This window comes from Methanococcoides mangrovi (assembly GCF_052057775.1).
In the GTDB taxonomy this organism is placed as follows: Archaea; Halobacteriota; Methanosarcinia; order Methanosarcinales; family Methanosarcinaceae; genus Methanococcoides.
Window position 1 is genome coordinate 41,601 of the sequence record NZ_CP195121.1, and the last position, 25,929, is coordinate 67,529.

Sequence of the window (25,929 nt, forward strand, 5' to 3'; positions counted from 1 at the left end):
TGTAGATCAAAGGATCATGTCTGCATCCTGAAGCCGGTAGCTGCTTCAAGCAGGCCATCAATAAGATCGTAGTGACCCCTTTCAACTGCTGCAAGCTTTTCAAAGAACTCACGCTGTTCAGGGTCGGAAGATACGGTTGAAAGCATCAGATAGAGATCTTCGGTCTTTCTTTCAAGACGCATAGCAGCCAGCATCACACCAACCTCACTGAACTTCTCCTCTGTGAACTCTGAAGCGAAAGCACCCCTGAAATCAGGCATTTCAGTCTCCTCCTCAATGGAAAGGTCCTCGCCTGACAGGTATCTCTGCAGGTATTTAGCATGCTTTTTTTCCTCTTCCGCAAGGAACAGGAACATATCTTTGGCAGCAGGCTCCTTAGCAGTTTCTGCAAATTCGAGGTAGAAGTCCCTACCCTGGTCCTCAAAAGATATCCCCAGCTTTACTGCATCTTCAACGGAACCTATGCTCCCCACATTTGAGAATTCTTTAGATATTTCAGATATAATACCATCTCCTTACATTGAATGTTACCAAAGAATACAGGTATATCCTGACACCTGCATTTGTTTTCCCCATTAATACAGAAATAAAATTTCCCAAAAAAGAAACGGCTTTCACAACTTAAAAACCTTTCTGATATCGGAAGACGGCATAACAACATGCGGACTTCCGCGAAAGAGTTATTGTTAGAAACCTTTTTATCAGACTGTAAACATTAGGACAATGCATAACGATTATATATATTATATCATCAATATTGTTCACTTTGATTAAGAGGAAGTGTTATGGACAAAATAAAGATCGCAATCGTGGGAGTCGGTAACTGTGCCAGTTCACTGATCCAGGGCCTTGAATACTATAAAGACAAAGCGGAAAAAGATGCGATAGGACTGATGCATTGGGATATCGGTGGGTACAAGCCTTTTGATATTGAAGTAGTAGCAGCATTCGATATAGACGAGAGAAAGGTCGGCAAAGATGTCGCAGATGCTATTTTTGCACCCCCGAACTGCACAACAGTATTTTGTCCCGACGTGCCAAAGACCGGCGTAAAGGTAACAATGGGCAACCTCAAGGACGGTGTCTCCGAACACATGGTCAACTACGATGACAAATACAGGTTCATCCCTGCAAATACGGAAGAATCCACTGATGAGGAGATCGTGTCCGTACTGAAGGAATCCGGCGCACAGATCCTTTTGAACTTCCTCCCGGTAGGTTCTGAGATAGCAACCCGCTTCTATGCACAGTGTGCACTTGATGCAGGTATTGCTTTTGTCAACAACATGCCGATCTTTATTGCAAGTGACCCTGAATGGGCAAAGAAGTTCGAAGAGAAAGGGATCCCTATCATCGGTGATGACATAAAGGCCCAGCTCGGAGCAACTATCACACACAGAACCCTTGCAGATCTCTTCAGGAAGAGAGGGGTCAAGGTTGAAAGGACATACCAGCTCAACACTGGCGGTAACACAGACTTCCTCAACATGCTTAACAGGAACAGGCTTTCTTCCAAGAAGACATCAAAGACAGAAGCAGTACAGTCAGTTCTTGCCGAGAGACTGGACGACCATAACATCCATGTAGGACCAAGCGATTACGTCCCATGGCAGCAGGACAACAAGCTCTGCTTCCTGAGAATGGAAGGTAAGCTCTTCGGAGATGTACCAATGAACCTCGAGCTTCGCCTTTCAGTGGAAGATTCACCAAACTCCGCAGGAGTTGTCATCGATGCTATCCGCTGCTGTAAGATCGCACTGGAAAGAGGAACAGGTGGAATTCTCTACTCACCATCTTCATACTTCATGAAGCACCCCCCAAAACAGTTCCCTGATGACGATGCATTCCGCATGACAAACGAGTTCATCGAAGGCAAGATCGAACGCTAAGAATCCAATGTCTTCACCCCCTGCCAACCCGAAGACCCTTGTCTATGGGGTCGACTTCAGCGGATCAAAGACCGCCTGTAAGAAAATATGGGTCAGCAGGGGTATAGTACACAACAGAACACTTCACATCGACAGTTGCTGCCCGATATCCGACCTGATGCCCGAAAGCACCAGTAAAGGAAGGGACAACTGCCTTTCTTTTCTCCGCAACATCATTTCAACCGAAGAGGATGCTATCTTCGGCCTAGACATCTCGATGGGATTACCCGAAGCACTCAACAATGAACAGAGCTGGGAAAGTTCCATCCTCAATTTTTCCAGAAATTACATATCCCCCGAAGACTTCCGCAACAAATGTCGCAACTCCATGGGAAACAAAGAGATCAGGCGTAAGACCGAGATACAGAAGAAGGCACCATTCTGTGTTTACAACCTGAGGCTTTACAGGCAGACATATTATGGGATCAGATACATAATCGAACCCTTATTGAAAGAACAGGCTGTCCGAATAATACCATTACAGAAACCCCACCCTAGCAAGGCTTTACTCGCAGAGACCTGCCCCGCCTGCACCCTCAAGAGAAAAGGGATCTACATACCCTACAAAGGTAAGAACAAAAGAGAGCTCGAGAACCGGCGCACCATACTTACTTCCATGAATACATGGGACCTCGAGATCGAAGATAACATCGTTGCAAGAGCTCTTGTGGATCCGGAAGGCGATGCCATTGATAGTATACTTGCTGCATATGCCGCGTACCATGCATTGCAGAGAACCGGAGACGAAACGCTTCTGAAAGAAGAGTACATCATAGAAGGAATGATCTACGATTGAGGATGAACTAAACCGGCAATAACATGAAGAGAACAACAAATTCAGAGCCGGACGTTCCCGACCATCAATAAAGTAAAAATGAAGGAATGAGGAATGAGAACCTCATTGCCAGAACAGATCACTCCGGTTTTTCAAGACCCAGAAGAGTGTAGATGTCTTCCGGCTTTTCAAGCAACGTTATATTCTCCATCTGCGCAAGCTTCTCCGAATTGGAAACATCGATCTCACGCATCTTGAGCGTCATTTTCTTACCACTGGGTGCATACGTGTCCACAGTCCCCCTTTTCTGGTCAACTGCCAGCACATAGATAGGAGTATCACCTTTTGCGGTCTGCGCAACCACATTAGTTACCAGTGTATCGGCAATACCGTGGACCATCTTGGCAACACTATTAGCAGTTGCCGGTGCGATGATAAGTGCATCATAGTGGCCGACCTGAAGAGGTCCGGCAATAAAAGGAGAGTTTGGTCCGGCATCGGTCTTGAAGTTAGGGAAGTCCCTCTGGATATCATCCCACATACGGTACCACTTCATCACGACCTCCCCTTCCTTTGAAAGAAATACCATAAACTCAATATCAGTCCTCTCTTTGATATCGCGCATTACCTCATAGGTCTCCTTGATCTGGTCACCTGAACCGGTTATACCCCATGCTATACGTTTCATATTACAAACCTCATGATCAATAGTTCTCAGCCTTTATTTCAAAATAGCCCTGAGGGTGTGCACATGCAGGACATTCCTCCGGAGGTTCAGGACCCTCGTGGATGTATCCGCAATTGCGGCATCTCCATGCAACAGTGCCATCCCTTCTGAATACCATTTCATGATCCAGGTTAGCAGCAAGTTTGCGATAGCGCTCTTCGTGACCGATCTCTGCAACGGCAATGTGCCTGAACACATCTGCGATCTCGGTGAAGCCTTCCTTTTCAGCAACCTCTGCAAACTCAGGATACATTATTGTGTGCTCATAGTTCTCACCATCAGCAGCAGCTTCAAGGTTAGCCCTTGTGTCAGCGATTATGCCTGCAGGATAGGAAGCGGTTATCTCAACCTCACCACCCTCAAGGAACTTGAAGAGACGCTTTGCATGCTCCTTCTCATTTTCTGCAGTTTCAGTGAAGATAGCAGATATCTGATGATAACCAGCCTTTCTTGCAACTGATGCAAAGTAGGTATACCTGTTCCTTGCCTGTGATTCGCCTGCAAAGGCCTTAAGCAGGTTCTTTTCAGTCTCACTTCCTTTCAGATCCATATAATTCACCTTACCCAATTAGTTCGAACAACATTATTAATAAATACTTCTCAAAGCCCCACAAGTGCTTCCTTTTTGATCTGCTCCTTAGGCACACCCATCTCACGCAGCAACTCCTCTGTTGCTTTCATCATTGCAGGGGGTCCACATACGTAAATAACGCGATCCATGTAATCAGGTATTTGATCAACGATAATAGTGTCACATATACGACCTCTGAAACCGGGCCATTCCTCATCCGCCCGTGTCAGAGTGTGCACGACCTTCAGATTAGGGTTCTTGCTATCCATTTCCTCAAGCTCTTCCCGGAATGCAATATCCCCCTCGGTCTTATTGCTGCTCAGAATGACGATATCCGTCCCAGCCATCCTGTCACTGCAGTACCTGCAGATGCTTATCATAGGAGTTATCCCTATTCCACCACTGATCAGGGCTATCTTATCGAACTCACCCTCGAAAGTGAACTTGCCGTAGGGACCATCTATGACAAGAATATCACCTACTTCCATGCCATCAAGCACATTAGAGAACTCATGGCCGGTAAGCTTCTTGGTGAATTCTAAATATCCATTCTCAGTAGGGCTGCTTGAGATCGTGAAAGGTTTGCGCTGAATCTCCCCGTCCACAGGAATACTTACAAAGAAATACTGCCCTGCCTTATACTCAAATTCTTCAGGCCTTTCGAACCTGAAACTCTTAACATCATGAGTCTGCCATATAATCTCAGTAATAGGTGCATCAAATTCCATTTATTTCTTCCCCCACAGCTGCTTTCTTTACCATCTGGGCGGTCTGGATAAGCTTACGAACGGTCTTTCGCATGCTTCTCAAACCTTCCTCATCTTCTTCTATGCCCTCAGCGCCTTTGTCCTGTGACCAGAAAGTGCCTCCAAGATTTGAACCAAAGGAACCGCCTGAGACCGGAAGCATCTCGTTGATGATGTAAAAGTTATGGATAGTCTGCAAAGCCGGCTCCTGCCCGCCCACACGGTCGCCACCATCGGCCATGCCTGCACCTACCTTGTTCAGGAAGACCTTGAGGTCAGCGGCAACCACAGCACGGCAACGGTCCATCATAACTTTAGTCTGCCCGCTGATAGTACCCTGATAAACTGGAGTACCAATGATCCAGGCATCTGCCCATTTCATCTTCTCATAGAGTTCCAGCATATCGTCCTTGTGTATACATCCCTGTTTGGTCCGGACGCAATGGTCACAATGGATGCAGAACTTCAGATCCTTCCCCCTTGCAGAGAAGTAGTCTGTTTCCACATCATATTTTTCCTCTGCAAACTTAAGGGCTTCCATGACCATACGATCGGTCCCCTTCTTTCGGGGACTTCCGGATATTCCAAGCAGTTTAATTGCATTAACAGATATGTTAATTCCTCCAACGTTATTTTTTGGCCCTGTAGACGCAACCCGCTGCGAGCAGGGACACTGCAAACAAGAGTGCACCAAAGCCGGGGGTCGATTCAGAAGGAACATCGGCCTCCCCATTGATAGACCCATAGGCAGTGGACATATCGATCACAGGTACATCATAGACACCTTCACCAAATAATTCGTCTACAGTATGCTGCGGTGCGGAACGATATAATAACTTTGCTTCAACAAGTATCGGATCTGCAGCATCCTCTGGCATGATGAATGAACGGGATTCGACCGCTGATCCTTTCGGAAGGATCCTGTTGTCAGAAACAATGGATTCAGCTCCCCACAACTTTGCAGTAACCTCGCCATCAGGATCAGCAAGGACCGTCTGATAGATGATCGCATCTTCGATATTATCCTCCGAACCGATCTGTCCTGAAACGTACAGCTCTTTGCCATCAGCATCGGTCACAGAGACCTCAACCCACATCTGCCTCAGTTCAGTTATACCTGTTGGAAGCTTATGCCCTGCACCGGAATTCGTTATTTCCACATCAATGGTCACCTCTTCACCGGCAACCGCCTCTGCCGGGACAGATACCTCCAGTGTTGCGGCTTCCCGGAGCCTTTCCCCAGCTTTTTCACCATACATACCATCGCTGAGCTCTTCCAGCATGAACACATTCCCTCCGACGATCTCATGTATGGATATATGATCCCTCTTAGGGGCGCCTGACGCAGACCTGCCCGGGTTTGCCTCAAACTGTGTTATTCCGGGAGTCATATGGCAATCCTGACATGTGACCTCGTCCTCAGCATACTGGCTCTCAGACCATGAGGTGTAGGTGTCGTCAAGAGGAAGCCCATTGAAGGGGCTGTTCACATTATGGCACATGCTACAATATTCAGCCTCCATGTAGAATTCATTGAACTCGGACTCGTGAGCAGCAGACGGGGCATCGGCGTGTGGCCCCCACTTGACCTCACCGGGAGTTGAAACGAATGCACCGTTACCAACATCCCCTTCAGTGACCGTATGGCAGAAATCGCATTGTACACTTTCAAGGGCCACATCACTTGCCATTGAATTATCGATAGGAGGTATTTCGCCGCTCACAAAGCCTATTGGAGAATGGCAGCGCACACAGAATTCGTCAGTCTGCCCACCTGTGTCCTCACTGGCCATGACCAGCTCCGCCTGATAGAGCGGATCGACATAAGCATAGGCATGCATGCTTCCCTCCCACTGACTGCGTATTATGGCGTGACAGTTGGCACACTTTGAATGACCGGCGAAGTCTTCAGAATCAACTTCACCAAAACCGGTAGGTTCTGCCGCGACAGCGGCCCCTGCGGTCAACAGTATGAACGATATGAACAATAATAAGACAGACCAAAAATGAACAGACCTTATATGAAATCCTCCTCGAACCATTGTTAGGATATTGAATTGATAATAATAATGATAATAAATGAAATATAATAAAAGAAGGAAGGCCTTGAATGAAAGTTCAACGCACCTCAATACATGACTTTATAAGGCCAATCCCTCATACCCGCTAAAAAGCAGGATCATGGTTTATTTTAAGAGTTTCAGTGCATCGCGGCATGCTGCAACAGCAGGTGCTCCGGATGTAATGGAGATAACTTCCATTGTTTCCATGATCTCTTCTTTTGTTGCACCATTCTTCAAAGCACTCTTCATCTGTGACACAGTACATGCCTCACACTGCTTGGAGGCTACAACGGCAAGAGCCATAAGGATCTTCACCTTTGCAGGGAGAGCACCATCAGTTAACAGTTTCTGGTCGCATCTAGAGTACTTCTTTACAAAATGAGGATCAATTGCCTCCAGTGTTTCAAGAACCTTGGGTGTGAAGCCCATCTTTTCGCCTATGCTTTCTACTAGTTCCTTGCCTTCACTCATGATTGTTCACTCCTTAGGGATAATCTGCATAAAATAAAATGTTCGATCAAACACAGAAACCATCAGGTAACGTGTTGCTGAAGCAGTATTCGCACATTATCCTTGGAAGAGCATTGTGCAGGCGTTTTACTTCCGGCGGTTTTCCAACAGAAACGGGTAGGATGAGCTCTTTTGCATGATCCATGCAGACGGCCTTTCCACAGACGATACAAACAGCTACAGCTTCAGAGTCCTTGCCTTCTTCCATACAGTCATAACATTTTGTCATCATACTCACCTCACTTGTTCTCGACCAGAGCACCGTGGCATGTTGTGCACAATATTTTAAGCAGTGGCTGCATATCCTTTAGCTGGCAGGACTCACCGATACACCTGAGCTTTATATCAAATTCACCATCCCATTCAGGTATTTTTTCACGCTTAAGATGGTCTTTACAGACCCCTTTACCACATACGATGCAGATACCTACGGCATCCGTGTCTTTTCCGTTCTTTGCACATTCATAGCATTTCATTAGATCACCTGATGTCTTTTTGAAAAGGTGCTTTTCCAATATTTTCAACGTCTATACTGCACAGGATATTTCCAGAAATCATCTTAATACATGGCCCGATTATGATCGAACGGACACACTAAGAGGAAATAGGCTGCCTGCTGCCTGAAATGCATTCCACCAACACAATTCCCAAATGTATTGAAAGATAACCCCGGAAAGTCCCTGAAACCACACGAATATGGATTCTATATTACTCTTAAAAATACGTTAGATCAATATTTATGCATATCGGTATTTCACATAATTGACAGCCAGAGGACTGTCACAGAACTGCATCCAAAAATAAACCGGTGAACGATACCACATTAGATAGTATTTTATAAATTCTATATAAACTATACTGATTTTTTTGGAAGAATCGTACAAACAGCTATTAACCTTAGCAGGAATAATAACCAGACGTTCGGGATAAACCAATAAGGTTTTAATATATGCATGTAATCCTGAATAGCATTATTAAATTGGAGGATTTAAATGACATTCGGAATAGAATTCGTGCCAAATGATCCAGTGCTTAAGATCGCACACTACGCAAAGCTCGCAGAACAGCAGGGATTTGACAACGTGTGGATCACAGACCACTACAACAACCGTGATGTTTATTCAACACTGGCAGTTCTTGCCATGAACACAAACAGCATTAAGCTCGGTACCGGCGTTACAAACCCATACACAAGGAACGCAGCAATCACAGCATCCAGTATCGGTTCAATCAACGAGATCTCCGGTGGACGTGCAATCTTAGGTCTCGGCCCTGGTGACAAGGCAACCTTCGACGCAATGGGAATCGCCTGGGACAAGCCACTCACAACCACAAAGGAGAACATTTCCGCACTTCGCTCCTTCTTCGCAGGCGAAAAGGTCACAATGGACGGCGACATGGTCCAGTTCGGTGGCGCAAAGATGGCATTCAAGACCGGCAACGTACCTATCTACATGGGTGCACAGGGTCCAAAGATGCTCGAGCTCGCAGGAGAGGTCGCAGACGGTGTACTGATCAACGCATCACACCCAAAGGACTTTGAAGTAGCAGTCAAGCAGATCGCATCTGGTGCACAGAAAGCTGGCAGGGATCCAAAGGATGTAGACGTTGCAGCATACGCATGCTTCTCCATCGACAAGGACGCTGCAAAGGCAAAGAGTGCAGCTAAGATCGTAGTAGCTTTCATCGTCGCAGGTTCACCTGACATGGTCCTCGAGCGCCACGGCATTGATGTCGCTTCAAAGGCAGACATCGGCGGAGCAATCGCAAAGGGCGACTTCGGAGCACTCATGGGCGACATGGTCACAAACGACATGATGGATGCATTCTCCATTTCCGGTACACCAGATGACTGTAAGGCAAGGATCAACGAATTGCTTGACATCGGTGTAACCCAGATCGTTGCAGGTTCACCAATCGGACCTAACAAAGAAACAGCAATCAAACTCATCGGAAAGGAGATCATCGGAGGAAACTGATGGTCCATCCAAAAATTATGGACGTCATCAATTTTGACGTCTGTACTGCTTGTGGGGCATGCGTATCGGCATGCCCTGCCGGTGCAATAACAATGGGCAAGGCTGCGGAGATCCGCGACCCTGACAACCTTGAGCTTTACTCACACGGTGCTGCCCCAAATGTATGTGAGGGATGCCTTACATGCAGCAGGATCTGTCCTGTGGTGGACGGTTACTTTGAGGACGAGTTCGCAAATGTCAGAAGCTTCCTTGCTGCAAAGAGCAACATTGCCGGTCAGGACGGTGGTGTTACCTCAGCTATTGCACGGTCACTCCTCAGACAGGGTGAGATCGACTGTGTTGTCGGTATCACTATGAACGAAAAATGGGAAACCCAGCTTGAAGTCTTCACAAATGCAGAAGATGTCGAGAAAGCAAAAGGTACCAAGTACACATACGATTCCGTTCTTTCAATGCTTAGAGACCCGTTCAACGAGTATGAGAAGATCGCTGTGATCGGCGTACCATGCCAGGCACACGGTGCAAGGCTCATCTCAGAGAATGTCAACGACAAGATCGTACTCATCGTAGGTCTGCTTTGTATGGAGAGCTTCTACCACGAGGTTATGAGAGAGAAGATCATCCCAGAGATCATGGGTGTCAACATCGAAGATGTCAAAAAGATGGACTTCGGAAAGGGTAAGTTCTGGGCATACACCAAAGATGGTGAAGAGCACAACGTACCTATCTCAAAGGTCGCACCTCACGCAAGGAACCCATGCCACCACTGCAATGACTATACATCAGTCTTTGCTGACATATCAGTAGGTTCAGTTGGTACCCCTGATGGCTGGAACTGTGTACTGATACGCACCGATGCCGGTGAGAAGTACTTCAAGATGGTCGAAAGTGAACTTGAGTTCATGGAAGATCCAAAGCCTGGAATGGGACTTATCGAAAAACTTGCAGGAATGAAACACGACAACAACTCAGAGCATTATCGTGAAGTCTACGAGAAGTTCTCATTTGAATGTGAAGGTGCTCCGTTCCGCTAAGTTGTTGAACATGAATATGAAAAGGGCATTTTACATCGGGCGCTTCCAGCCATTTCATCTTGGCCACTACTCTGTGATAACAAGGATCGCAGAAGAGGTCGATGAACTTATCATAGGGATAGGAAGTGCCCAAAGAACCCACGAGGCAAACAATCCGTTTACCGCAGGTGAGCGGGTAATGATGATCCGGCATGCCCTTGAAGACATTGATATTCACTTCTATGCATTACCCATTGACGACATCCAGCAAAATCCAATATGGGTATCATATGTGACATCAAGAACCCCTCCTTTTGACACAGCTTACACCAACAACCCACTTGTCATCGAACTCTTCGAAGAAGCAGGAATAGATGTAAAGCAACCACCAATGTACCTCAGGGAACAACATTCCGGCACAGAGATACGAAGGCGCATGCTTGCAGATGAAGAGTGGAAACACCTCGTCCCCGATGCTGTTGCAGACGTAATTGAGGAGATCGATGGTGTACGCCGTCTAAAACGTGTATCCGGAACCGATGGTTTCGATTACTAATCAAAAAAGAAATGGTGAATATCACCATCGACATAATACTTTTTTAAATTACCCAGATACAATAGAGGCTTCCTCAACCCAGATACCAACACCCTTCTGATAACGTGTTACTCTTCCAAGATAAGTAATTTCCTGACCTTTTATGAGTTTGGATGCTGCTTCGTTCTGGTCCTGCTTGAACGTTACACCCACATCAGAGATAGAGCCAGGACAATGTTTGACCTGTGCAGTATACGAATTGCCATTATCAGTTACTGCAGCTATAGTGCCGGTCCACTGAACAAAGTTCCCTTTGTATTCTTCATCTATAAGAGCTGCAATTTCATCATCTGTAGTTTCAGGGTCACAATAAAAAACCCCAAGATCATCGAATGAAGTACTGATTACATCCACATTTAGTTCTTTAGCTATCTCAGAGACCTCTTCCGTATCATCACCTGAATCTGAACAACCCGAAACCAAAAGTACCGCCATTAAAAGCAAAACCATTCCAATCTTTATGAATTTCATAAAAATACTCCTTCATATAATACTACAAATAAAACGATTAAAAAGTATATCAAATTTTGTTTTCAAAACCAAGGTCACTACACTATACCAGGCTTCCGTCAGTACACATTTATGACAGTCAAATATATTAGAGGAGATAAACATAGACTTTTTGAGGACCTCAGTCCAGATAGCATCACAACAATAAATCCAAAAAATAGGGGACTTTAAAGTGACAACATCAAAAGGAAAAGCACCTGTATTCTGTGAAAAATATTGCCCTGTTTGCAGATCTGCAAGAGCAGGGAACAGTGTGGGAAAAGCACTGCAAAACCTTGAATTGAAAATATTAGGGAAAAATGGCTGTATATGGGGAAAGGCAAGGACAGAATATTACGGAGTAACTCCTGACAAGCCGATCCAAAAATAAGATCAAATATTTCAGACTAACTTAGAATATATCCTCGCTCCAGTCAAAAGAACCCGGCTTATATTGTTCACAGATAAGAGCATCATCACCTGAAAGTACCGCGGAGATGATGTTCTCAACATCCTCCACAACATCTTCGGCATGCCTTCCTGTGGTGTCCACCTCGTAGACCTTCTGGCACCACTCCACAGATTCCACGAGGATCACATCAAGGCATTCAGCTTCGACATTCTCCTGAACCTTGGACTCGGAATAATTGCGTGCCTTCAGCCTTTGGGTGAGCTCAGATGGAGCAGTGCGCAACACGATCACAACATCAGCGATGTGGTGAGCCATATGACTGTCAAGTATGGTCACGCCTTCATCATCGCCCACAAGTTCACACACCCTGGAAAATACCCTGTCCATGTCAGCTACAACAGTATCCCTTTCTTCATCGACCTCTGAGTAGAGATGCTCACTTTTGATGAGGTCGTTCATGTGTATCACACGATACCCATGAGCTTCAAGGACCCTGCAAACAGAGGTCTTTCCGGTGCCGGGAGTTCCGGTAAGTCCGATGATCATGCACATTCAAATGCTTCTAATGGACATTAATCCTTCGTTTCCCTGCCTGCGATCTTCAGGAAATTCTCAATGAGTTTCATTCCCTCAGGAGTAAGAACGGATTCCGGATGGAACTGAACACCATAGATAGGATATTCCCTGTGCCTGAGAGCCATGATCAGACCAGTTTCATCCCTTGCGGTTATTTCCAGATCATCTGCCATCCTTTCGACTGAAAGGGAATGATACCTGCCCGCATAGAACGAGGTCGGAATTCCATCGAAGAGAGAGGATGTATCATGTATCACCACTGAAGCCTTTCCATGAACTGGGCCTCCTTTAGAACGGGAGATCGTCCCACCGAATGCTGTGTTAATGGCCTGGTGCCCAAGGCAAACGCCAAGTACAGGGATCTCAGGACCAAACTCACGGATTATTTCGATACAGCTGCCAATATCACGGCTATTTCCCGGATTTCCGGGGCCTGGAGATATGATGATTGCATCAGGGGATATCTCTCTTACCTCATCTACAGATATCGTGTTCGGAACTACCACCGTATCAGATTCGAATACGGAAACATAGTCCACAAGATTCCAGACGAAAGAATCACGATTATTTACGAACAGCACTTTCATCTTTTACCTCCCATAGCAGCTATCATTGCAGCCATTTTACGCTCTGTTTCCTCATACTCGTACGTAGGATCCGAATCCGCAACTATACCGGCACCTGCCTGTACGTTGGCAATTCCGTCCTTGATTATGACCGTCCTTATTACAATGGCAGTGTCCACATCCCCGTTCCAGGAATAATAACCAACTCCGCCACCATAGATACCACGTGCAGATGGTTCGAACTCATCGATGATCTCCATTGCCCTGATCTTCGGGGCACCGGAGAGAGTTCCTGCAGGGAAGATGGCACGTGTGGCATCGAACTGATCGCATTCAGGACGAAGTTCACCGCAAACTGTGCTTTCTATGTGCTGGACATGAGAGTACTTCACAACACTCATGAAGTCACTGACCTTGACCGAACCTGACTTTGAGACCATGCGGACATCGTTCCTTCCAAGGTCCACAAGCATAACATGCTCTGCACGCTCTTTCCTGTCAGACATCATCTTAGCGGCATATTCATCATCCTCAACTTCATCCTTCCCGCGAGGGCATGTTCCTGCGATAGGATTGGTTATGACCTTGCGCTCATGTACCGTCATGAGAGTCTCGGGGCTTGCTCCCACAATATCCAGATCGCGGAAGCTGAAAAGATACATGTAAGGGCTGGGATTGATACCCCTGAGAGTACGATAAAGTTCCAGAGGTGTTTGTTCTATTTCCATTGAATAGCGTCTGGAAAGCACCACCTGGAAGATGTCACCGTCAAGAATGTGCTCCTTGGCTGCAACTACCGCCTTTTCAAATGAATCCTGATCCATATTACAGACTGCTTCCGATGAACCTGACAGCTCCGGGAGCTCACCAAGTTCCACAGCCACAGCATCACGGAGACACTGGCACATTTCTTCCGCTTCCTTCAATGCATCATTATATAATTTACCAGGATCACACCCTTCACCTGCGAACGGGGTTAGCACCATATAGGTCTCGCCTGTCAGGTGATCAAAGACAAACGTCCTTGTTGTAAGGATGAACTGCATATCAGGCACATCTGACTGGTGGCTTTTCTCGATATCTAACCAGCAGTCATAGATCATATCATACCCATTGTAACCAATGGCACCTCCAAGGAAGGTCTGCCTGTCGAACCTTTTCCCGTTCAGAAGAGTTGTACCGTCTGCTGTAGGAAACACTGCACGGAGTGCATCTACTACATCAGAACCTCCCTTTATATCAGCCTTCAGTACAGAGCCATCGTCCACTATGTTCTCACATTTAACATCCAGTTTTGAACGGATGGTATCAATGAGTACAGAATCGTCCCCATATTCCAATGTAAGCCTGCGTCCGCTTATCTTAGCCACAACATCAGGATAGGCACCAACGAAAGAGAATCGGGCATGCCTCTTTTCCTTCTCCACGGATTCCAGCATGTAAGAATAATCTTCGCCCTGGAATGTAGTATATAGCTGCAAAGGAGAACAATCGGACCGCACTTTGGCCATAAGCTGTACAAGTGAGGGTCTTTTTGAACTGTTCACAAGTTCCGCAAATTCATCCTTTGTCAGATCGAACGAAATCATCTTGCACACCTTACCTCTTTTACAAAACGTCTTATCTTTTCTGCATCCTTCTTTCCATCAGTTTCCACACCCGAAGCCGTATCCACTGCAAATGGGGAGACCTGCTTCACACAATCTGAAACATTATCGGCATTCAGGCCCCCTGCGAGGATCACAGGCACATCCACAGCTTCCACAACCTGCCTGCTTATGGAAAGGTCATGCATCTTACCTGTGCCGCCCACCTTGCCGGAAACATAGGAATCCAGAAGGATGCCATCGATAAGATCCTCAGATGAAAGGGCGTCCACCTCAGCAATAAGACCACTGACCTCCACATTGCCTTCGGAAGGAACATGGAAGGTACGAACTATACTGACATCCGTATTATCACGAAGCAGCCTCATATTATCAGCATCAAGAGGACTGTGTATCTGGACAACATCCGGTCTTACAGAATTCACCATATCGATCGCCTCACTTGCAGTTCCCGGCATAATGACAAGCACGGAATCCACGAAAAAAGGCACCTGGGAAACAAGTTCCTGAGCCTTTTTGAGATCGATCTTCCTGGGAGTATCCACAGGAACATCGGTTATGAAACCAACTGCATCCACACCAGAGCTTACTGCAATGTCGATGTCTTCAGCAGACCTCATGCCGCATACTTTGACACGCGTTGAGAGATTCATTTTCCACCTTTTTGCCGGATGTGAATTCGATGAACTGTTTCAGTTTTTCTAATGCTTTTCCGCTGTCAATTGCCTCTTCTGCGATAGGGATGGCTTCCTTGATGGAATCAGCCATGCCTGCAACGTAAATTGCGGCTGCAGCATTGACAACGACAATATCCCTCTTGGGACCTTTCTCACCATTAAAGATGTAAAGCATGTCCCTGGCATTCTCTTCAGGAGTACCGCCCACAATGTCGGTAGCTTTGACCCTCGGAACACCCAGATCCTCAGGAGTTATTGTGTACGTTGATATTGCACCGTCCTTTAGCTCAGCGATATAAGTTTCGGAAAGGGTACTGATCTCATCCATACCATCGCCGTGAAGCACCAGTACATGCCCCTTGCCAAGTCTGCAGAGGACTTCTGCCATCAGCCTGCACAGGTCCTTGTCAAAGACCCCTATTACCTGTGCCTTTGCACCTGTAGGATTTGTCAGAGGACCAAGAATGTTGAACATTGTCCTGATACCAAGCTCTTTCCTGGGACCCACCACCCTCTTCATTGCAGGATGGAACTTTGGAGCGAGCATGAAGCCAATACCAATGTTCTCGATGGACCTTTTGACATAATCAGGTTCAAGGTCGATCTTCACACCAAGCTCCCTGAGCACATCGGCACTTCCGGAAAGGGATGTGAAGGAATAATTACCGTGCTTTGCAATATTTACCCCCGCAGCAGCTGCTACTATAGCAGAGGTCGTTGAAATATTAATAGTATTGTGGCGGTCACCGCCTGTACCACAAGTGTCCACAAGAGTACCATCCACTTCAGGGGATATCATGTTGGCCACTTTCAGCATGGCCTTTGCGAATCCAGCGATCTCCTCAGGAGTTTCACCCTTCATCTTCATTGCCATTACAAATGCACCGATCTGTGTGTCTGTCGCACTCTCGAATATCTGCTCCATGGCTGCTTCTGCCTCGGCCATTGTCAGATCATAACCATCAATTAATTTCTGGAGATAATATTTCATCATGACACCTTCTTGCATTAATGTATAATTGTGTACAATAATGTATAACAAGCATCTTTGTATATAAACTTTATTCAAAGAAACTGACAAGAAAAATCAGAACAAGTAGTGATTTTTAAGAGAAGAAAAAAGAAAAACAATCTAAAACAACTGAAACAGAAAAGTATCAAACCACAAAAAAGAAGCGATGATGATCGAAGACAAAGATCAAAGATCAAAAAAAGTAGAAAGATGAAAGATCAAAATTAAAATTTAAATTTAAATGCCGATCAGACCTCTTCGGGGCCCAATCCAAGCATTTCATATATACGAGGCATGTCCAGGCGCTCACGTATGACATCAGCAAGCTCTTCATACGGATCCTGTTCCGGAACATACTCATCTTCAAATTCAAGACCTTTCTTTTCAGCCAGATATTTTACAAGAGCGTGCCTTACATTCTGGTTCTCGAAAAGTCCATGCAAATACGTACCGATAACAAGGCCACTGTCGTCAGCACAGCCATCATCTCCGAAGACCGGCCTGTCTGAGGAGGACATACCCATGTGGATCTCATATCCCTTTACATCCTCACCTGCGATACCATCAAAGATAGGACCGCTCTTTTTAACGGTCTTTATTACCTGAACAGTACGCTTCTCGTATGCATCGAAAACGGTCTCGATATCAAGCAAGCCAAGTCCCTCGAAAGTTGCAGCTTCACCGCCTTCGATACCGGAATCAAGAATTGATCTGCCAAGCATCTGGTAACCACCGCAGATACCAAGGATCGGGATCTTTCCGTGGAATGATCTGATCTTATCGGCCATGCCGCTCTCCATGAGATCACACAGGTCACTGGTAGTGTTCTTTGTACCGGGGATAATAATGGCATCCGGGTTACCAAGATCCTCATCAAGGTCCACATACCTTACCCGTACCATGCGTTCAAGAGGCTCGAAGTCTGTGAAATTTGAGATCCTTGGAAGGCGTATGACCGCAATATCTATATCATGCACACCGGAACCATCCGATGATTTGTCACCTATGGATACGGAGTCCTCAGAAGGTATTCTAAGCTTGAAATGAGGCAGAACGCCAAGAACAGGGATACCTGTGCGCTCTTCAAGTTCGGTAAGACCGGACTCAAGTATGGTCGGATCGCCACGGAACTTGTTGATGATAAAACCACGAACATTCCTGCGCACATCTTCAGGCAGCAGTTCAACAGTACCGTAAAGGCTTGCGAAAACACCGCCCCTTTCGATATCACCGACAAGAATGATAGGTGCATCCGTTATCCTTGCTGTGCCAATATTAACAATATCGCGCTCATACAGATTGATCTCAGCAGCACCTCCGGCACCTTCCATGACAATGATCTCGTACTCATCTGCAAGCCTCTGAAGGGCACCCCTCAAGACATCATGTGTGTCCTCAATTGAATCATAATATGCACCTGCGCTCTTGTCCGCATAAGGTTCTCCAAGAAGTATCACCTGAGATACGCGGTCCCCTTTGGGTTTGAGCAGAACGGGATTCATGTCTGCAGTTGGCTCGATACCTGCCGCCATGGCCTGTATTGCCTGGGCGATACCGATCTCCTTACCGTCCTTTGTGATCCATGAATTAAGACTCATGTTCTGTGCCTTGAAGGGAGCAACCTTGTGTTTGGCTGAAAGTATGCGACAAAGCCCCGTCACAACTGCACTCTTGCCAACATGAGAAGCTGTTCCCAGTATTAACAGATGTTTTTTAGTATTCATTCACAACAACCTTTTATGTGACAACGTTTATTATGCTATATCTAATTAACTCCAATTTACTTTAGTTAGGTGAAAAATGTCAGATCTATTGCACATAAGCGGAGGGCCAACAAAGCCAGAGGTCATTGCGATATCACTATCGAAAATGGACCTGAAAGACGGGATCACGTTCTATGATGTCGGATGTGGAACAGGAGCTGTTTCCATCGAAGCATCAAAAATAGCACGCGATATCAGGATAGTTGCCATCGATGCAAGAGAAAAAGCCATCGACGTTGCAAGACAGAACTTCGAGAATTTCGGCGTGAAGGATGTTACACTGATCAGTGGAGAATCATCCGAATCCATCGACGAAAATGCTGAGGTCGGCTCTATTGACTGTGCTTTTGTAGGCGGGACAAAGAACATATCCAGTGTACTGGATGTGCTCTACAAGAAGAAAGCAAGAAATATTGTTGTGAACGCGGTAAGGATAGAGACCGTGGTCAATGTCATCAACAAGATGAAAGAACTGGGAATTTTCTCAGAGGTTGTCCACGTCACCATCACCAGAGGTTATGAACTTACAGGCGAGACGATGTTCAAACCGGAGAACCCCGTCTATATTATAGTAGGTAAGCTACAGGAATAATCATACTGACATCATAGATTGATCTATAATTAATTGCGGAGATAGAAATATGTTGATAGGAGTAGGACTTGGACCAGGTGACCCTGAACTTCTTACGCTCAAAGCTGTGAACATCCTTAAGAACAGCGACAAGGTGTATGTGCCTGGAGAAATGGCAGCAAAACTGGTAGAACCATATGCAACACCAGAGATCCTGGATTTCCCTATGTTGAGGGATTATGACGTTCTGAACGAAGTATGGAAGAAGAATGCCGACCTTATTGCAGAAGAATCAAGGAACGGAAATGTTGCTTTCGGACTTATCGGCGATCCAAACTTCTTTTCCACTTTCACACACCTCAAGCGTGTTATGAACAAGCACTATCCGGATGTTGAGACATCAACCGTGCCCGGGATAAGTTCGATCACATCGTTTGCTGCAAGGACAGACGCAGAGGTTGACACATCCTTTGAGGTCAGCGACGGTTCAGAGACAAAGCACAAGATAAGGCTTAAGGCAACACGTCCTAGAGAAATAATGGAAGACTTCAAAACGGAAGGATATAATGAGTTCATCTTTGCAGAAAGGCTTTTCTCAGACAGAGAGGTCATTGTGAAGAACTCGGATGAGATCCCTGAAAAAGGAAACTATTTCAGCATCGTTTATGCTAAAAAGAACTAAAGAGGTCATATCAAATGGCAGATAATGTAGTTACTTTTGTGGGTTCCGGACCAGGAAACCCAAAACTTATCACATTACTTGGCAAGGAAAAGCTGGAAGAAGCAGACCTTGTCGTCTACGCAGGTTCACTTGTGAACCCTGAGGTCGTCAATTACTGCAAGGGAGAGAAGATAGACAGTTATGGACTGACCCTTGATGAGATCACAAAGAAAATGGCAGATGCTGTAAAGGAAGGAAAGAAGGTCGTACGGCTGCACAGCGGCGATCCATCCCTCTACGGTAACGTTGTTGAGCAGATGGAAGAGCTTAAGAAGTACGACATCACCGTCGAGCGTGTACCAGGAGTCTCATCTGTATTTGCAACATCTGCAGCACTTGGCACCCAGCTTACCCTTAATGGCGTATCAGACACACTTATCATCACTCGCCCTGCAGGAAAGACACTGGAAGAGGATGATATAAAGGCCCTGTCAAGACACAACGCCACCATGGCGGTTTTCCTTGGTACCCAGAAGATAGAAGAGATCATGCAGAAGGTTGAATATTCACCTGATACCCCTGTAGCTGTCGTGTTCCATGCTTCATGGCCTGACGAGAAGGTAGTTTATGGCACAGTAGCAGACATTGCACAAAAGGTAAAGGATGAAGGCATCATACGCAGTGCGATGATACTTATTGGCGGTGTGGTCAATCCGGTGAACTACAGGAGGTCTCACCTATACGGAGTAGCACAAGAACCGCTGTGATAACATTTGAACGCAATCTCGATGTTGCCAACAAGCTGGCAGACCACATCGATGCAGATGTTATCATTTACAAAAAAGGCATCTTCGGAGAAGTCTTTGAGAATTACCAGGCCATTGTGGCAGTCTTCGCCACAGGCATAGTAGTACGCGAGATCGCACCACTGGTGGTCGATAAATGGGAAGATCCCGCAGTAGTGGTAGTTGACTCGAACCTTAACTTTGCGATCTCCCTCCTTGGAGGACACCACGGAGCCAACGAGCTTGTCCGGAAGATATCAGAGATGGGAGTTGTTCCGGTCATAACAACTGCTACTGAAGTGCACAACCGCAACTCTGTTGAGGGCATCGCAGCAAAACTTGGCTATGATATCGTCAACAAGGAATCCACACGGGACGTGAACTGTGCCCTGCTGGACCAGGATGTGGAGGTCCTTGAGATCAGGGGGCCCAAGATCGTCATTGTGGGAAATGACGTTTCCGTGCTGAAAAAACAGAAGGCGGACGATTAATGTACATTGGAATAGGCGCTCGCAGGGGCGTATCATCCGAAGAGGTTATCGATGCTGTAAAGCATGCTCTGGAAGAGGTCGGAAGGGATGAAAGCGAAATAAAGATGTTCGCATCATCCACTCTTAAGGAGAATGAGACCGGGCTCATAGAAGCTATACACAAAATGGGACTTGAGATCAGGTTCCTGCCTGACGAGATCCTGAACGGTTTTGAAGTCCCGTCCGACTCACAGGCAAGCCGATTCGGCCTCAAGGGTGTTGCCGAGCCGGCAGCATTAGCCTTATCTGATAATAACAAATTGATACTGGAAAAGAAAGTATATGGAAGGATCACAATTGCAATCGCAGAATGAAAACAAAAATGGCAAATTATTCATAATCGGCATCGGACCAGGATCTGTAGAGCAGCTTACTGTACGTGCCAGGGATGTTATACTGAATTCTGATTATATTGTCGGTAACGGCACCTATCTCGACCAGATGGAAAGTCTCCTCGGAGAGCAGGAGATCATACGCAGTGCCATGGGCAAAGAAGTGGACCGTGCTAAAAAGGCAGTGAACCTTGCTAAAGAGAACAAGGTCGTCTCCATGATAAGCGGCGGAGATGCAAATGTCTACGGCATGGCAGGTCTTGTCCTTGAAGTTGCAGAACACGAGGACCTTGATGTTGATGTCGAAGTGCTTCCCGGAGTTACCGCGATCACCGCAGGTGCAAGTGTACTTGGTGCACCTATTGTGAATGACTTTGCAGTTATCAGCCTTAGTGATCTTCTTACACCATGGGAAGTTATTGAGAAACGCCTTGATGCAGCAGCTTCTGCTGATTTCGTGATATCGCTCTACAACCCGAAGAGCAGACAACGCCACTCCAACTTCTCAAAAGCTATTGAGATCATAAAGAAGCACAAGGACGGATCCGTACCTGTCGGGCTTGTCAAGAATGCACTTCGTGGCGAAACCCAGGACTACATTGTCACAACACTCGGAGATGTTCTTGACTACAATGACTGGGTAGACATGAGCACAATGATCATTGTCTGTAATGCGGATTCCCGCATATGGAAGAATGAGAAAGGCGAAAAGATAATCACACCCAGGGGGTATCAGAGGAAATATGACTACTGAAAACAACAAAAAGGACATCCCGGAACTTGAAGATCTGGTAGAGATGACAGTGCACATCGATCAGGACCTCATCAAAGATTGTTCTGACTCAGGTGCGCGCACAGATGAGGCCAAGACCATCTACATGACAAGTCGTCGCATTGCCCACGACCTTATAGTGAAAGGAGAAAAGGAGACCCCTGAAGAACGCATAACCCAGCGTTGCGTGATCTCCACTGGAGACCCTTCTGTTGCAGATATCATGTGCTACACCAATGATCCCGTAGAGGCAGGAGTAAAAGCCATCAAGAACGGTGCCCCTATCTTTGTGGACATCAACATGGTAAAGGCCGGAATTACAAAGAAAGGCCACAACTGTGAAGTGATCTGTGTCCTCGATGAAGATCAGAATGCAGAAGTTGCAAAGAAATACGGCATCACAAGAACTGCTGCCGGATTCCTTATGGCAAGGGACAGGATCGAAGGTTCTATTGTAGCTATCGGAAATGCACCATCCGCAGCACTTGCAGTGTGCAGGATGATCGAGCACGGCATCAAGCCGGCACTAATAGTCGGAACCCCTGTTGGTTTCGTCAACGCTGCAGAGTCCAAGGAAGAGGTAAGGAAGATGGACGTACCATCCATCACCTGCATCGGAACACGTGGCGGAACACCAATGGCAGTTGCATGCGTCAACGAGCTTGTTGCCATTGCAAAAGAAAGGGACGAGTGATAATAGAATCACTCTTTTCTTCATCTTTTTTATTTCATAAATGGCTCAAGCGGCCAATTTTCACTTATCAATACATTTTACCGCCAGCTAGCTGATCAATTGTAACATAAGTGCCAGGATTATAGCCTGACCAGTACATTGGAATATAGCATCCATACCCCTACGAGGAGAAGTATGATTCCTGCCCCTTTTTTGAGATACATATCATATCTTGCTATTTTGCTAAGAACTGAGGAAGAGATATTAGCAGAATACGCTATAATCAGCATAGGTATGCCAAGTCCCAGAGAGTATACGAAAAGCAAAAATCCACCATAGACCACATCACCTTCAACTGCAACCAGTGCAAGGATAGATGCCAGTATTGGACCGATACAGGGAATCCATATTATACCGAGAGACATTCCTAAAAGCAAGCCACCGAGGATGCCTTTTTCACTGAACCTGTTACCTGAAAGGGACCCAAACCTGTTGAAGATATCAAACTCAAAGATAAGAGTGAAACCGAAAAGAATGATGACGATCCCTGCGAAAAAGCTAAGGTACAATAGATATTGCTGAAGAAGAAAACCAAGCGCCGATGTCAAAATTCCCATGATGGTGAAAGATATGGTGAGACCAAGAACGATAGATAATGGCCTCAGACTTCCCTTTGAGGTCGAATAAGCAAATATTGCAGGCAACAGTGGAAGGACACAGGGAGAGAATATACTGATCAGGCCTGCTCCAAAAGCTGCTAACGGAGTCACACTACTTATGTCCATACCATAACACCTGCAATAAAGAAGCTAGATAGTTCAAAGATCCTGCTCTTCAGAAAGATCCTCCCTAGATTTGATTGCGTGATCGAGTATCTTTTCAAAAGTTCCTTTTTCCATATAACCCAATATTCTGGCTTTACCCCTATCAGTTTCCCTTACACCATCATACCTCATGAATACATAGCTCCCATCTTCAATGTCAACGATGACCGTTGTATCAGGTATAGAGTAAACATTGAACCTGGCACCAAGAGCAGGAGTGATCTCAGTATCGATGTACATAACTGTTGCCCGGCCTTCATAATCGATGGCGATCTCATCAATAACAGGATCCAGTTGCCTACATGGAGGACACCATTCAGCACCTATTTTAAGCAGAACAGGACCATCTTTTAGCGCATCATCTATCTGCTGTTGATCGGTTACAAGTATAGCTACCCTTTCATCAGCAACTGCACTATCAAGATCATCTATAGGAGTAATCTCTGAAACGCATCCGGAGAGCGATACAGTTGCAACTATCAATAAAAGGAAATAGATTGTGGACCTCATGTCATCACCATTAAAACTATGATACGATCTTATTTAAGCAACCTTATTAAGGCAAGTGAATAAACTTGTCTTGTTTTGATTTAAAGGTTGTGCATTGTGATGGGACATATTAACAAAACCGATTCGAAAAGATAATCTATTAAATAAGCCAGTTTAGCAGGAATATCAGTATTTGTTAATCACTTCCCAGTTCAAGAGCACACCTTCGTCCATTCTTTCCATGCTCGTTAGCTTTAAAGGAAGGATCTCATTTTCAGAAAAACCTGCACCATCCACAAATGAAGGAGCACAACAGCCTCCAATGACCAGGTTGCCTACATATGAATATATCTCATCCACAAGACCGTTCGAAAGCATGGCCCAGTTAAGAGTGGCACCACCCTCTACCATCAAACGCTTTACACCCATGGAACTCAATTTTTTCATCAATGCACAGAGATCTACCTGCTCATCGCCGGTAGTTATTACCAACGCTTTTTCCCGGAGCATCCGGACCTTATCCGCAGGAGCTGAAGCTGATACTGCAATTATTCGCATCCCCTCCCCTTTTACAAATATATCAGCATCCTGAGGAGTTCTTGCTTTACTGTCAATTACAATACGGATAGGATCTTCATCATAGCCTTTAGCCTTACGGGCATCACGTCTGGTCTTAGATTTAACTGTAAGACTTGGATCATCTGCAAGAACTGTACCGATGCCTACAACTATAGCGTCAGAGGTCGCTCGAAGTTCATCCATTCGGTCAAAGTCCACATCACCGGATATCCGGACCTGTTTTCTTTCCTTTGTCGAGATCTTACCATCAGCAGACATTGCTGAATTGATGAAAGTAAATGGCCTGTCCATAATAAAACACACCTATTAAAATAAAATAAGTGAACCAACAGGAATAAGTGCTGCTGTTGGTCCAAAAGGATCAGTACTTAAGAAGGGCTTTCAAGAGGTAGCGATCCCTCAATAGTCCGATGAATCTCTGATTTGCATCAACAACCGGCATCTGGTCGATCCTGTGTCTCTTCATCTTAAGAGCACATTCGCTGACCCCCATGCTATTAGAGGCAGTTATGAGATCTTTGACCATTACATCATTTACAGGTACATCCGGTACTTTGATCCTTGAAACACTATAATAAATGCTCATAGTATCCCTCATACTCTCCCAGGTCCATTCATCATCATCAGAACCTGCTGACATGTCAGACATTTCAACAGTATCTTCGATGACACTTGAACTGATGACATCACGGTCTGAGATGATACCCACAAGGTCAAGAGATGAATCGATAACCGGAACTGCCTTCACATGAGCAAGTTCCATGTGCCTTGCAACTACAGGAAGAGGTGTCATATTCCAGACAGGACCTACACCATGGTTAAGGTATTCACTGATCGGATCTGTGATGTTCAGATCAACCATGCTACCAACAACATCGGCAACTGTGATCATACCTGCGAGTTTCTCATCTTCAACGACTACAGGAAGCCTTCTGATACCATGTTTGAGCAGAAGACGTGCTGCAACTGTGATATCCTCATCGGGACTTATTGTTACAGGGTCACGTGTCATCAAAAGAGCAAGTTGTTCTTCAGTTGGATTCTTAAGTAAGTTAGAACGGCTTACAATACCAACCACTTTATTATCTTTGAGAACAGGAAGTCCTGAAACCCGCTTGTCTTTCAGAATAGAAAGGACCTCATCCCTTGAACCGGGAAGAGAAACAGATGCAACATCCTTTACCATTACGTCTCTAACGAGTGTATCCTTAGGCATATTTTTTTAACCTCAGTATTATTCATTCGTTTTTATCACTACGCACAACAAGTACAGGAACTTCTGAATTGCGAGTGACCTTTTCAGCTACACTTCCAAGGAGGAATCTGTCAATGCCACCCTTACCAAGTGTTCCAACTACTATCAGATCAACATCATTGTTCTTTGCATATTCCAGGATCTCATGACTGGGATGACCTTCAAGAACTGCAGACTCTGACTGAAGACCAGCAGCTGATGCAAGTTCCTCAACATTCGTCAATGCACCCTTGCCTTCTGTTTCAAGAAGTTCATACATCATTTCCCATCCAGCATCCATTGGAATAGAAGCAAAAGCAGCGGTATCCACCACATAAACAACATACAGCTTTGCCCCACTCAATTTCGCAAATTCAATACCATAAGATATTGCCTTTTTGTTCTTTTCAGAACCATCGGTTGCTATCAATATTTTTTTGTACAATTCGCTCGTCATATTACCCCTCGCA

General features: G+C 45.7%; 34 protein-coding genes. 13 read left to right on the forward strand and 21 right to left on the reverse strand.

The features are described 5' to 3' along the window. Positions 1-14: 14 nt before the first annotated feature. The gene (locus tag ACR3I3_RS00220; RefSeq protein ID WP_440952588.1) at positions 15-473 is read right to left on the reverse strand and encodes a ferritin-like domain-containing protein; all 459 of its coding nucleotides are present in this window, start codon (positions 471-473) and stop codon (positions 15-17) included. A 312-nt stretch (positions 474-785) separates the two neighbouring features. Between ACR3I3_RS00220 and ACR3I3_RS00225 the strand changes: the two genes are divergently transcribed. Both ACR3I3_RS00225 and ACR3I3_RS00230 read left to right on the forward strand, forming a co-directional pair. Continuing rightward, positions 786-1,889 carry an inositol-3-phosphate synthase gene (locus ACR3I3_RS00225; protein ID WP_440952589.1) on the forward strand — a complete coding sequence of 368 codons (1,104 nt, stop codon included), beginning with the start codon at positions 786-788 and terminating at the stop codon, positions 1,887-1,889. Between the two features lie 7 nt (positions 1,890-1,896). After that, positions 1,897-2,724, forward strand: a complete 828-nt coding sequence (locus ACR3I3_RS00230; RefSeq protein WP_440952590.1) for a hypothetical protein — start codon at positions 1,897-1,899, stop codon at positions 2,722-2,724. 118 nt (positions 2,725-2,842) lie between these two features. Here ACR3I3_RS00230 and afpA read toward each other — a convergent pair whose 3' ends face one another. The 8 genes from afpA to ACR3I3_RS00270 form a co-directional block, all read right to left on the reverse strand. Then, complete coding sequence (gene afpA / locus ACR3I3_RS00235) at positions 2,843-3,391, reverse strand: archaeoflavoprotein AfpA (protein WP_440952591.1); 549 nt, start codon at positions 3,389-3,391, stop codon at positions 2,843-2,845. A gap of 16 nt (positions 3,392-3,407) precedes the next feature. Then, on the reverse strand, positions 3,408-3,980 hold the full coding sequence (rbr, locus tag ACR3I3_RS00240; protein WP_440952592.1) for a rubrerythrin: 573 nt from the start codon (positions 3,978-3,980) through the stop codon (positions 3,408-3,410). A 50-nt stretch (positions 3,981-4,030) separates the two neighbouring features. Further along, complete coding sequence (locus tag ACR3I3_RS00245) at positions 4,031-4,729, reverse strand: ferredoxin--NADP reductase (protein WP_440952593.1); 699 nt, start codon at positions 4,727-4,729, stop codon at positions 4,031-4,033. Next, positions 4,719-5,294: a flavodoxin family protein gene (locus tag ACR3I3_RS00250; RefSeq protein ID WP_440952594.1), complete on the reverse strand. Its 576-nt coding sequence runs from the start codon at positions 5,292-5,294 to the stop codon at positions 4,719-4,721. The genes ACR3I3_RS00245 and ACR3I3_RS00250 overlap by 11 nt, the downstream gene beginning before the upstream one ends. Positions 5,295-5,376: 82 nt before the next feature. After that, positions 5,377-6,714: a multiheme c-type cytochrome gene (locus tag ACR3I3_RS00255; protein WP_440952595.1), complete on the reverse strand. Its 1,338-nt coding sequence runs from the start codon at positions 6,712-6,714 to the stop codon at positions 5,377-5,379. Between the two features lie 219 nt (positions 6,715-6,933). Further along, positions 6,934-7,281: a carboxymuconolactone decarboxylase family protein gene (locus tag ACR3I3_RS00260; RefSeq protein WP_440952596.1), complete on the reverse strand. Its 348-nt coding sequence runs from the start codon at positions 7,279-7,281 to the stop codon at positions 6,934-6,936. Positions 7,282-7,327: 46 nt separating this feature from the next. After that, positions 7,328-7,552 (reverse strand): DUF2180 family protein, encoded by a 225-nt coding sequence (locus ACR3I3_RS00265; protein ID WP_440952597.1) that lies wholly within the window; start codon positions 7,550-7,552, stop codon positions 7,328-7,330. Between the two features lie 7 nt (positions 7,553-7,559). Beyond that, positions 7,560-7,796, reverse strand: coding sequence for a DUF2180 family protein (locus ACR3I3_RS00270; RefSeq protein WP_440952598.1), 237 nt, complete (start codon positions 7,794-7,796; stop codon positions 7,560-7,562). Between the two features lie 516 nt (positions 7,797-8,312). Between ACR3I3_RS00270 and mer the strand changes: the two genes are divergently transcribed. The 3 genes from mer to ACR3I3_RS00285 are packed head-to-tail and all read left to right on the forward strand — an operon-like array spanning position 8,313 to position 10,868. After that, positions 8,313-9,299: a 5,10-methylenetetrahydromethanopterin reductase gene (mer, locus tag ACR3I3_RS00275; RefSeq protein ID WP_440952599.1), complete on the forward strand. Its 987-nt coding sequence runs from the start codon at positions 8,313-8,315 to the stop codon at positions 9,297-9,299. After that, positions 9,299-10,333 (forward strand): F420H2 dehydrogenase subunit FpoF, encoded by a 1,035-nt coding sequence (fpoF, locus tag ACR3I3_RS00280; protein ID WP_440952600.1) that lies wholly within the window; start codon positions 9,299-9,301, stop codon positions 10,331-10,333. The genes mer and fpoF overlap by 1 nt, the downstream gene beginning before the upstream one ends. 10 nt (positions 10,334-10,343) lie before the next feature. Continuing rightward, positions 10,344-10,868 (forward strand): nicotinamide-nucleotide adenylyltransferase, encoded by a 525-nt coding sequence (locus ACR3I3_RS00285; protein WP_440952601.1) that lies wholly within the window; start codon positions 10,344-10,346, stop codon positions 10,866-10,868. Between the two features lie 48 nt (positions 10,869-10,916). On the opposite strand, the gene ACR3I3_RS00290 is transcribed toward ACR3I3_RS00285, so the two are convergent. Further along, positions 10,917-11,378, reverse strand: a complete 462-nt coding sequence (locus ACR3I3_RS00290; protein WP_440952602.1) for an OB-fold protein — start codon at positions 11,376-11,378, stop codon at positions 10,917-10,919. Positions 11,379-11,589: 211 nt separating this feature from the next. Here ACR3I3_RS00290 and ACR3I3_RS00295 point away from each other — a divergent pair, with 211 nt between their 5' ends. Then, positions 11,590-11,787, forward strand: coding sequence for a hypothetical protein (locus ACR3I3_RS00295; protein WP_440952603.1), 198 nt, complete (start codon positions 11,590-11,592; stop codon positions 11,785-11,787). Between the two features lie 21 nt (positions 11,788-11,808). Here ACR3I3_RS00295 and ACR3I3_RS00300 read toward each other — a convergent pair whose 3' ends face one another. The 6 genes from ACR3I3_RS00300 to ACR3I3_RS00325 all read right to left on the reverse strand — a co-directional run bounded on the left by ACR3I3_RS00300 (position 11,809) and on the right by ACR3I3_RS00325 (position 17,970). After that, positions 11,809-12,354 (reverse strand): adenylate kinase family protein, encoded by a 546-nt coding sequence (locus ACR3I3_RS00300; RefSeq protein ID WP_440952604.1) that lies wholly within the window; start codon positions 12,352-12,354, stop codon positions 11,809-11,811. A 26-nt stretch (positions 12,355-12,380) separates the two neighbouring features. Continuing rightward, positions 12,381-12,971 carry an anthranilate synthase component II gene (locus tag ACR3I3_RS00305; RefSeq protein WP_440952605.1) on the reverse strand — a complete coding sequence of 197 codons (591 nt, stop codon included), beginning with the start codon at positions 12,969-12,971 and terminating at the stop codon, positions 12,381-12,383. Further along, positions 12,968-14,539: an anthranilate synthase component I gene (trpE, locus tag ACR3I3_RS00310; RefSeq protein ID WP_440952606.1), complete on the reverse strand. Its 1,572-nt coding sequence runs from the start codon at positions 14,537-14,539 to the stop codon at positions 12,968-12,970. Before trpE ends, ACR3I3_RS00305 begins: the two co-directional genes overlap by 4 nt. Further along, complete coding sequence (locus tag ACR3I3_RS00315; RefSeq protein WP_440952607.1) at positions 14,536-15,210, reverse strand: phosphoribosylanthranilate isomerase; 675 nt, start codon at positions 15,208-15,210, stop codon at positions 14,536-14,538. The genes trpE and ACR3I3_RS00315 overlap by 4 nt, the downstream gene beginning before the upstream one ends. Continuing rightward, positions 15,164-16,225: an anthranilate phosphoribosyltransferase gene (gene trpD, locus ACR3I3_RS00320; RefSeq protein WP_440953808.1), complete on the reverse strand. Its 1,062-nt coding sequence runs from the start codon at positions 16,223-16,225 to the stop codon at positions 15,164-15,166. Before trpD ends, ACR3I3_RS00315 begins: the two co-directional genes overlap by 47 nt. A gap of 269 nt (positions 16,226-16,494) precedes the next feature. Continuing rightward, positions 16,495-17,970, reverse strand: a complete 1,476-nt coding sequence (locus tag ACR3I3_RS00325) for a cobyric acid synthase (protein WP_440952608.1) — start codon at positions 17,968-17,970, stop codon at positions 16,495-16,497. A gap of 76 nt (positions 17,971-18,046) precedes the next feature. Between ACR3I3_RS00325 and cbiT the strand changes: the two genes are divergently transcribed. Genes cbiT through ACR3I3_RS00360 form a run of 7 tightly spaced genes read left to right on the forward strand, consistent with a single transcriptional unit; the run spans position 18,047 to position 22,354 of the window. Continuing rightward, positions 18,047-18,601, forward strand: coding sequence for a precorrin-6Y C5,15-methyltransferase (decarboxylating) subunit CbiT (gene cbiT, locus ACR3I3_RS00330; RefSeq protein ID WP_440952609.1), 555 nt, complete (start codon positions 18,047-18,049; stop codon positions 18,599-18,601). Positions 18,602-18,650: 49 nt separating this feature from the next. Next, the gene (locus ACR3I3_RS00335; RefSeq protein ID WP_440952610.1) at positions 18,651-19,262 is read left to right on the forward strand and encodes a cobalt-factor II C(20)-methyltransferase; all 612 of its coding nucleotides are present in this window, start codon (positions 18,651-18,653) and stop codon (positions 19,260-19,262) included. A 14-nt stretch (positions 19,263-19,276) separates the two neighbouring features. Continuing rightward, positions 19,277-20,008 (forward strand): precorrin-4 C(11)-methyltransferase, encoded by a 732-nt coding sequence (gene cobM / locus ACR3I3_RS00340; protein WP_440952611.1) that lies wholly within the window; start codon positions 19,277-19,279, stop codon positions 20,006-20,008. Next, entirely contained in the window at positions 20,005-20,517 is a 513-nt protein-coding gene (locus ACR3I3_RS00345) for a cobalamin biosynthesis protein CbiG (protein ID WP_440952612.1), read from the forward strand. The genes cobM and ACR3I3_RS00345 overlap by 4 nt, the downstream gene beginning before the upstream one ends. Then, positions 20,517-20,870 carry a cobalamin biosynthesis protein gene (locus tag ACR3I3_RS00350; protein ID WP_440952613.1) on the forward strand — a complete coding sequence of 118 codons (354 nt, stop codon included), beginning with the start codon at positions 20,517-20,519 and terminating at the stop codon, positions 20,868-20,870. Before ACR3I3_RS00345 ends, ACR3I3_RS00350 begins: the two co-directional genes overlap by 1 nt. Further along, positions 20,839-21,642 (forward strand): precorrin-3B C(17)-methyltransferase, encoded by an 804-nt coding sequence (cobJ, locus tag ACR3I3_RS00355; RefSeq protein WP_440952614.1) that lies wholly within the window; start codon positions 20,839-20,841, stop codon positions 21,640-21,642. The genes ACR3I3_RS00350 and cobJ overlap by 32 nt, the downstream gene beginning before the upstream one ends. Continuing rightward, a complete protein-coding gene (locus tag ACR3I3_RS00360) occupies positions 21,632-22,354 on the forward strand; it encodes a precorrin-8X methylmutase (RefSeq protein ID WP_440952615.1) in 723 nt (240 codons plus the stop codon). Before cobJ ends, ACR3I3_RS00360 begins: the two co-directional genes overlap by 11 nt. A gap of 119 nt (positions 22,355-22,473) precedes the next feature. Here the strand turns inward: ACR3I3_RS00360 and ACR3I3_RS00365 are convergent, their stop codons facing one another. The 5 genes from ACR3I3_RS00365 to ACR3I3_RS00385 all read right to left on the reverse strand — a co-directional run bounded on the left by ACR3I3_RS00365 (position 22,474) and on the right by ACR3I3_RS00385 (position 25,916). Continuing rightward, complete coding sequence (locus ACR3I3_RS00365; protein WP_440952616.1) at positions 22,474-23,118, reverse strand: cytochrome c biogenesis CcdA family protein; 645 nt, start codon at positions 23,116-23,118, stop codon at positions 22,474-22,476. A gap of 33 nt (positions 23,119-23,151) precedes the next feature. Then, positions 23,152-23,667, reverse strand: coding sequence for a thioredoxin family protein (locus tag ACR3I3_RS00370; protein WP_440952617.1), 516 nt, complete (start codon positions 23,665-23,667; stop codon positions 23,152-23,154). Positions 23,668-23,832: 165 nt separating this feature from the next. Then, positions 23,833-24,516 carry a 2,5-diamino-6-(ribosylamino)-4(3H)-pyrimidinone 5'-phosphate reductase gene (locus tag ACR3I3_RS00375; RefSeq protein ID WP_440952618.1) on the reverse strand — a complete coding sequence of 228 codons (684 nt, stop codon included), beginning with the start codon at positions 24,514-24,516 and terminating at the stop codon, positions 23,833-23,835. Positions 24,517-24,586: 70 nt separating this feature from the next. Further along, positions 24,587-25,441: a CBS domain-containing protein gene (locus ACR3I3_RS00380; RefSeq protein WP_440952619.1), complete on the reverse strand. Its 855-nt coding sequence runs from the start codon at positions 25,439-25,441 to the stop codon at positions 24,587-24,589. 22 nt (positions 25,442-25,463) lie between these two features. Next, complete coding sequence (locus tag ACR3I3_RS00385) at positions 25,464-25,916, reverse strand: universal stress protein (RefSeq protein WP_440952620.1); 453 nt, start codon at positions 25,914-25,916, stop codon at positions 25,464-25,466. Positions 25,917-25,929 lie beyond the last annotated feature (13 nt).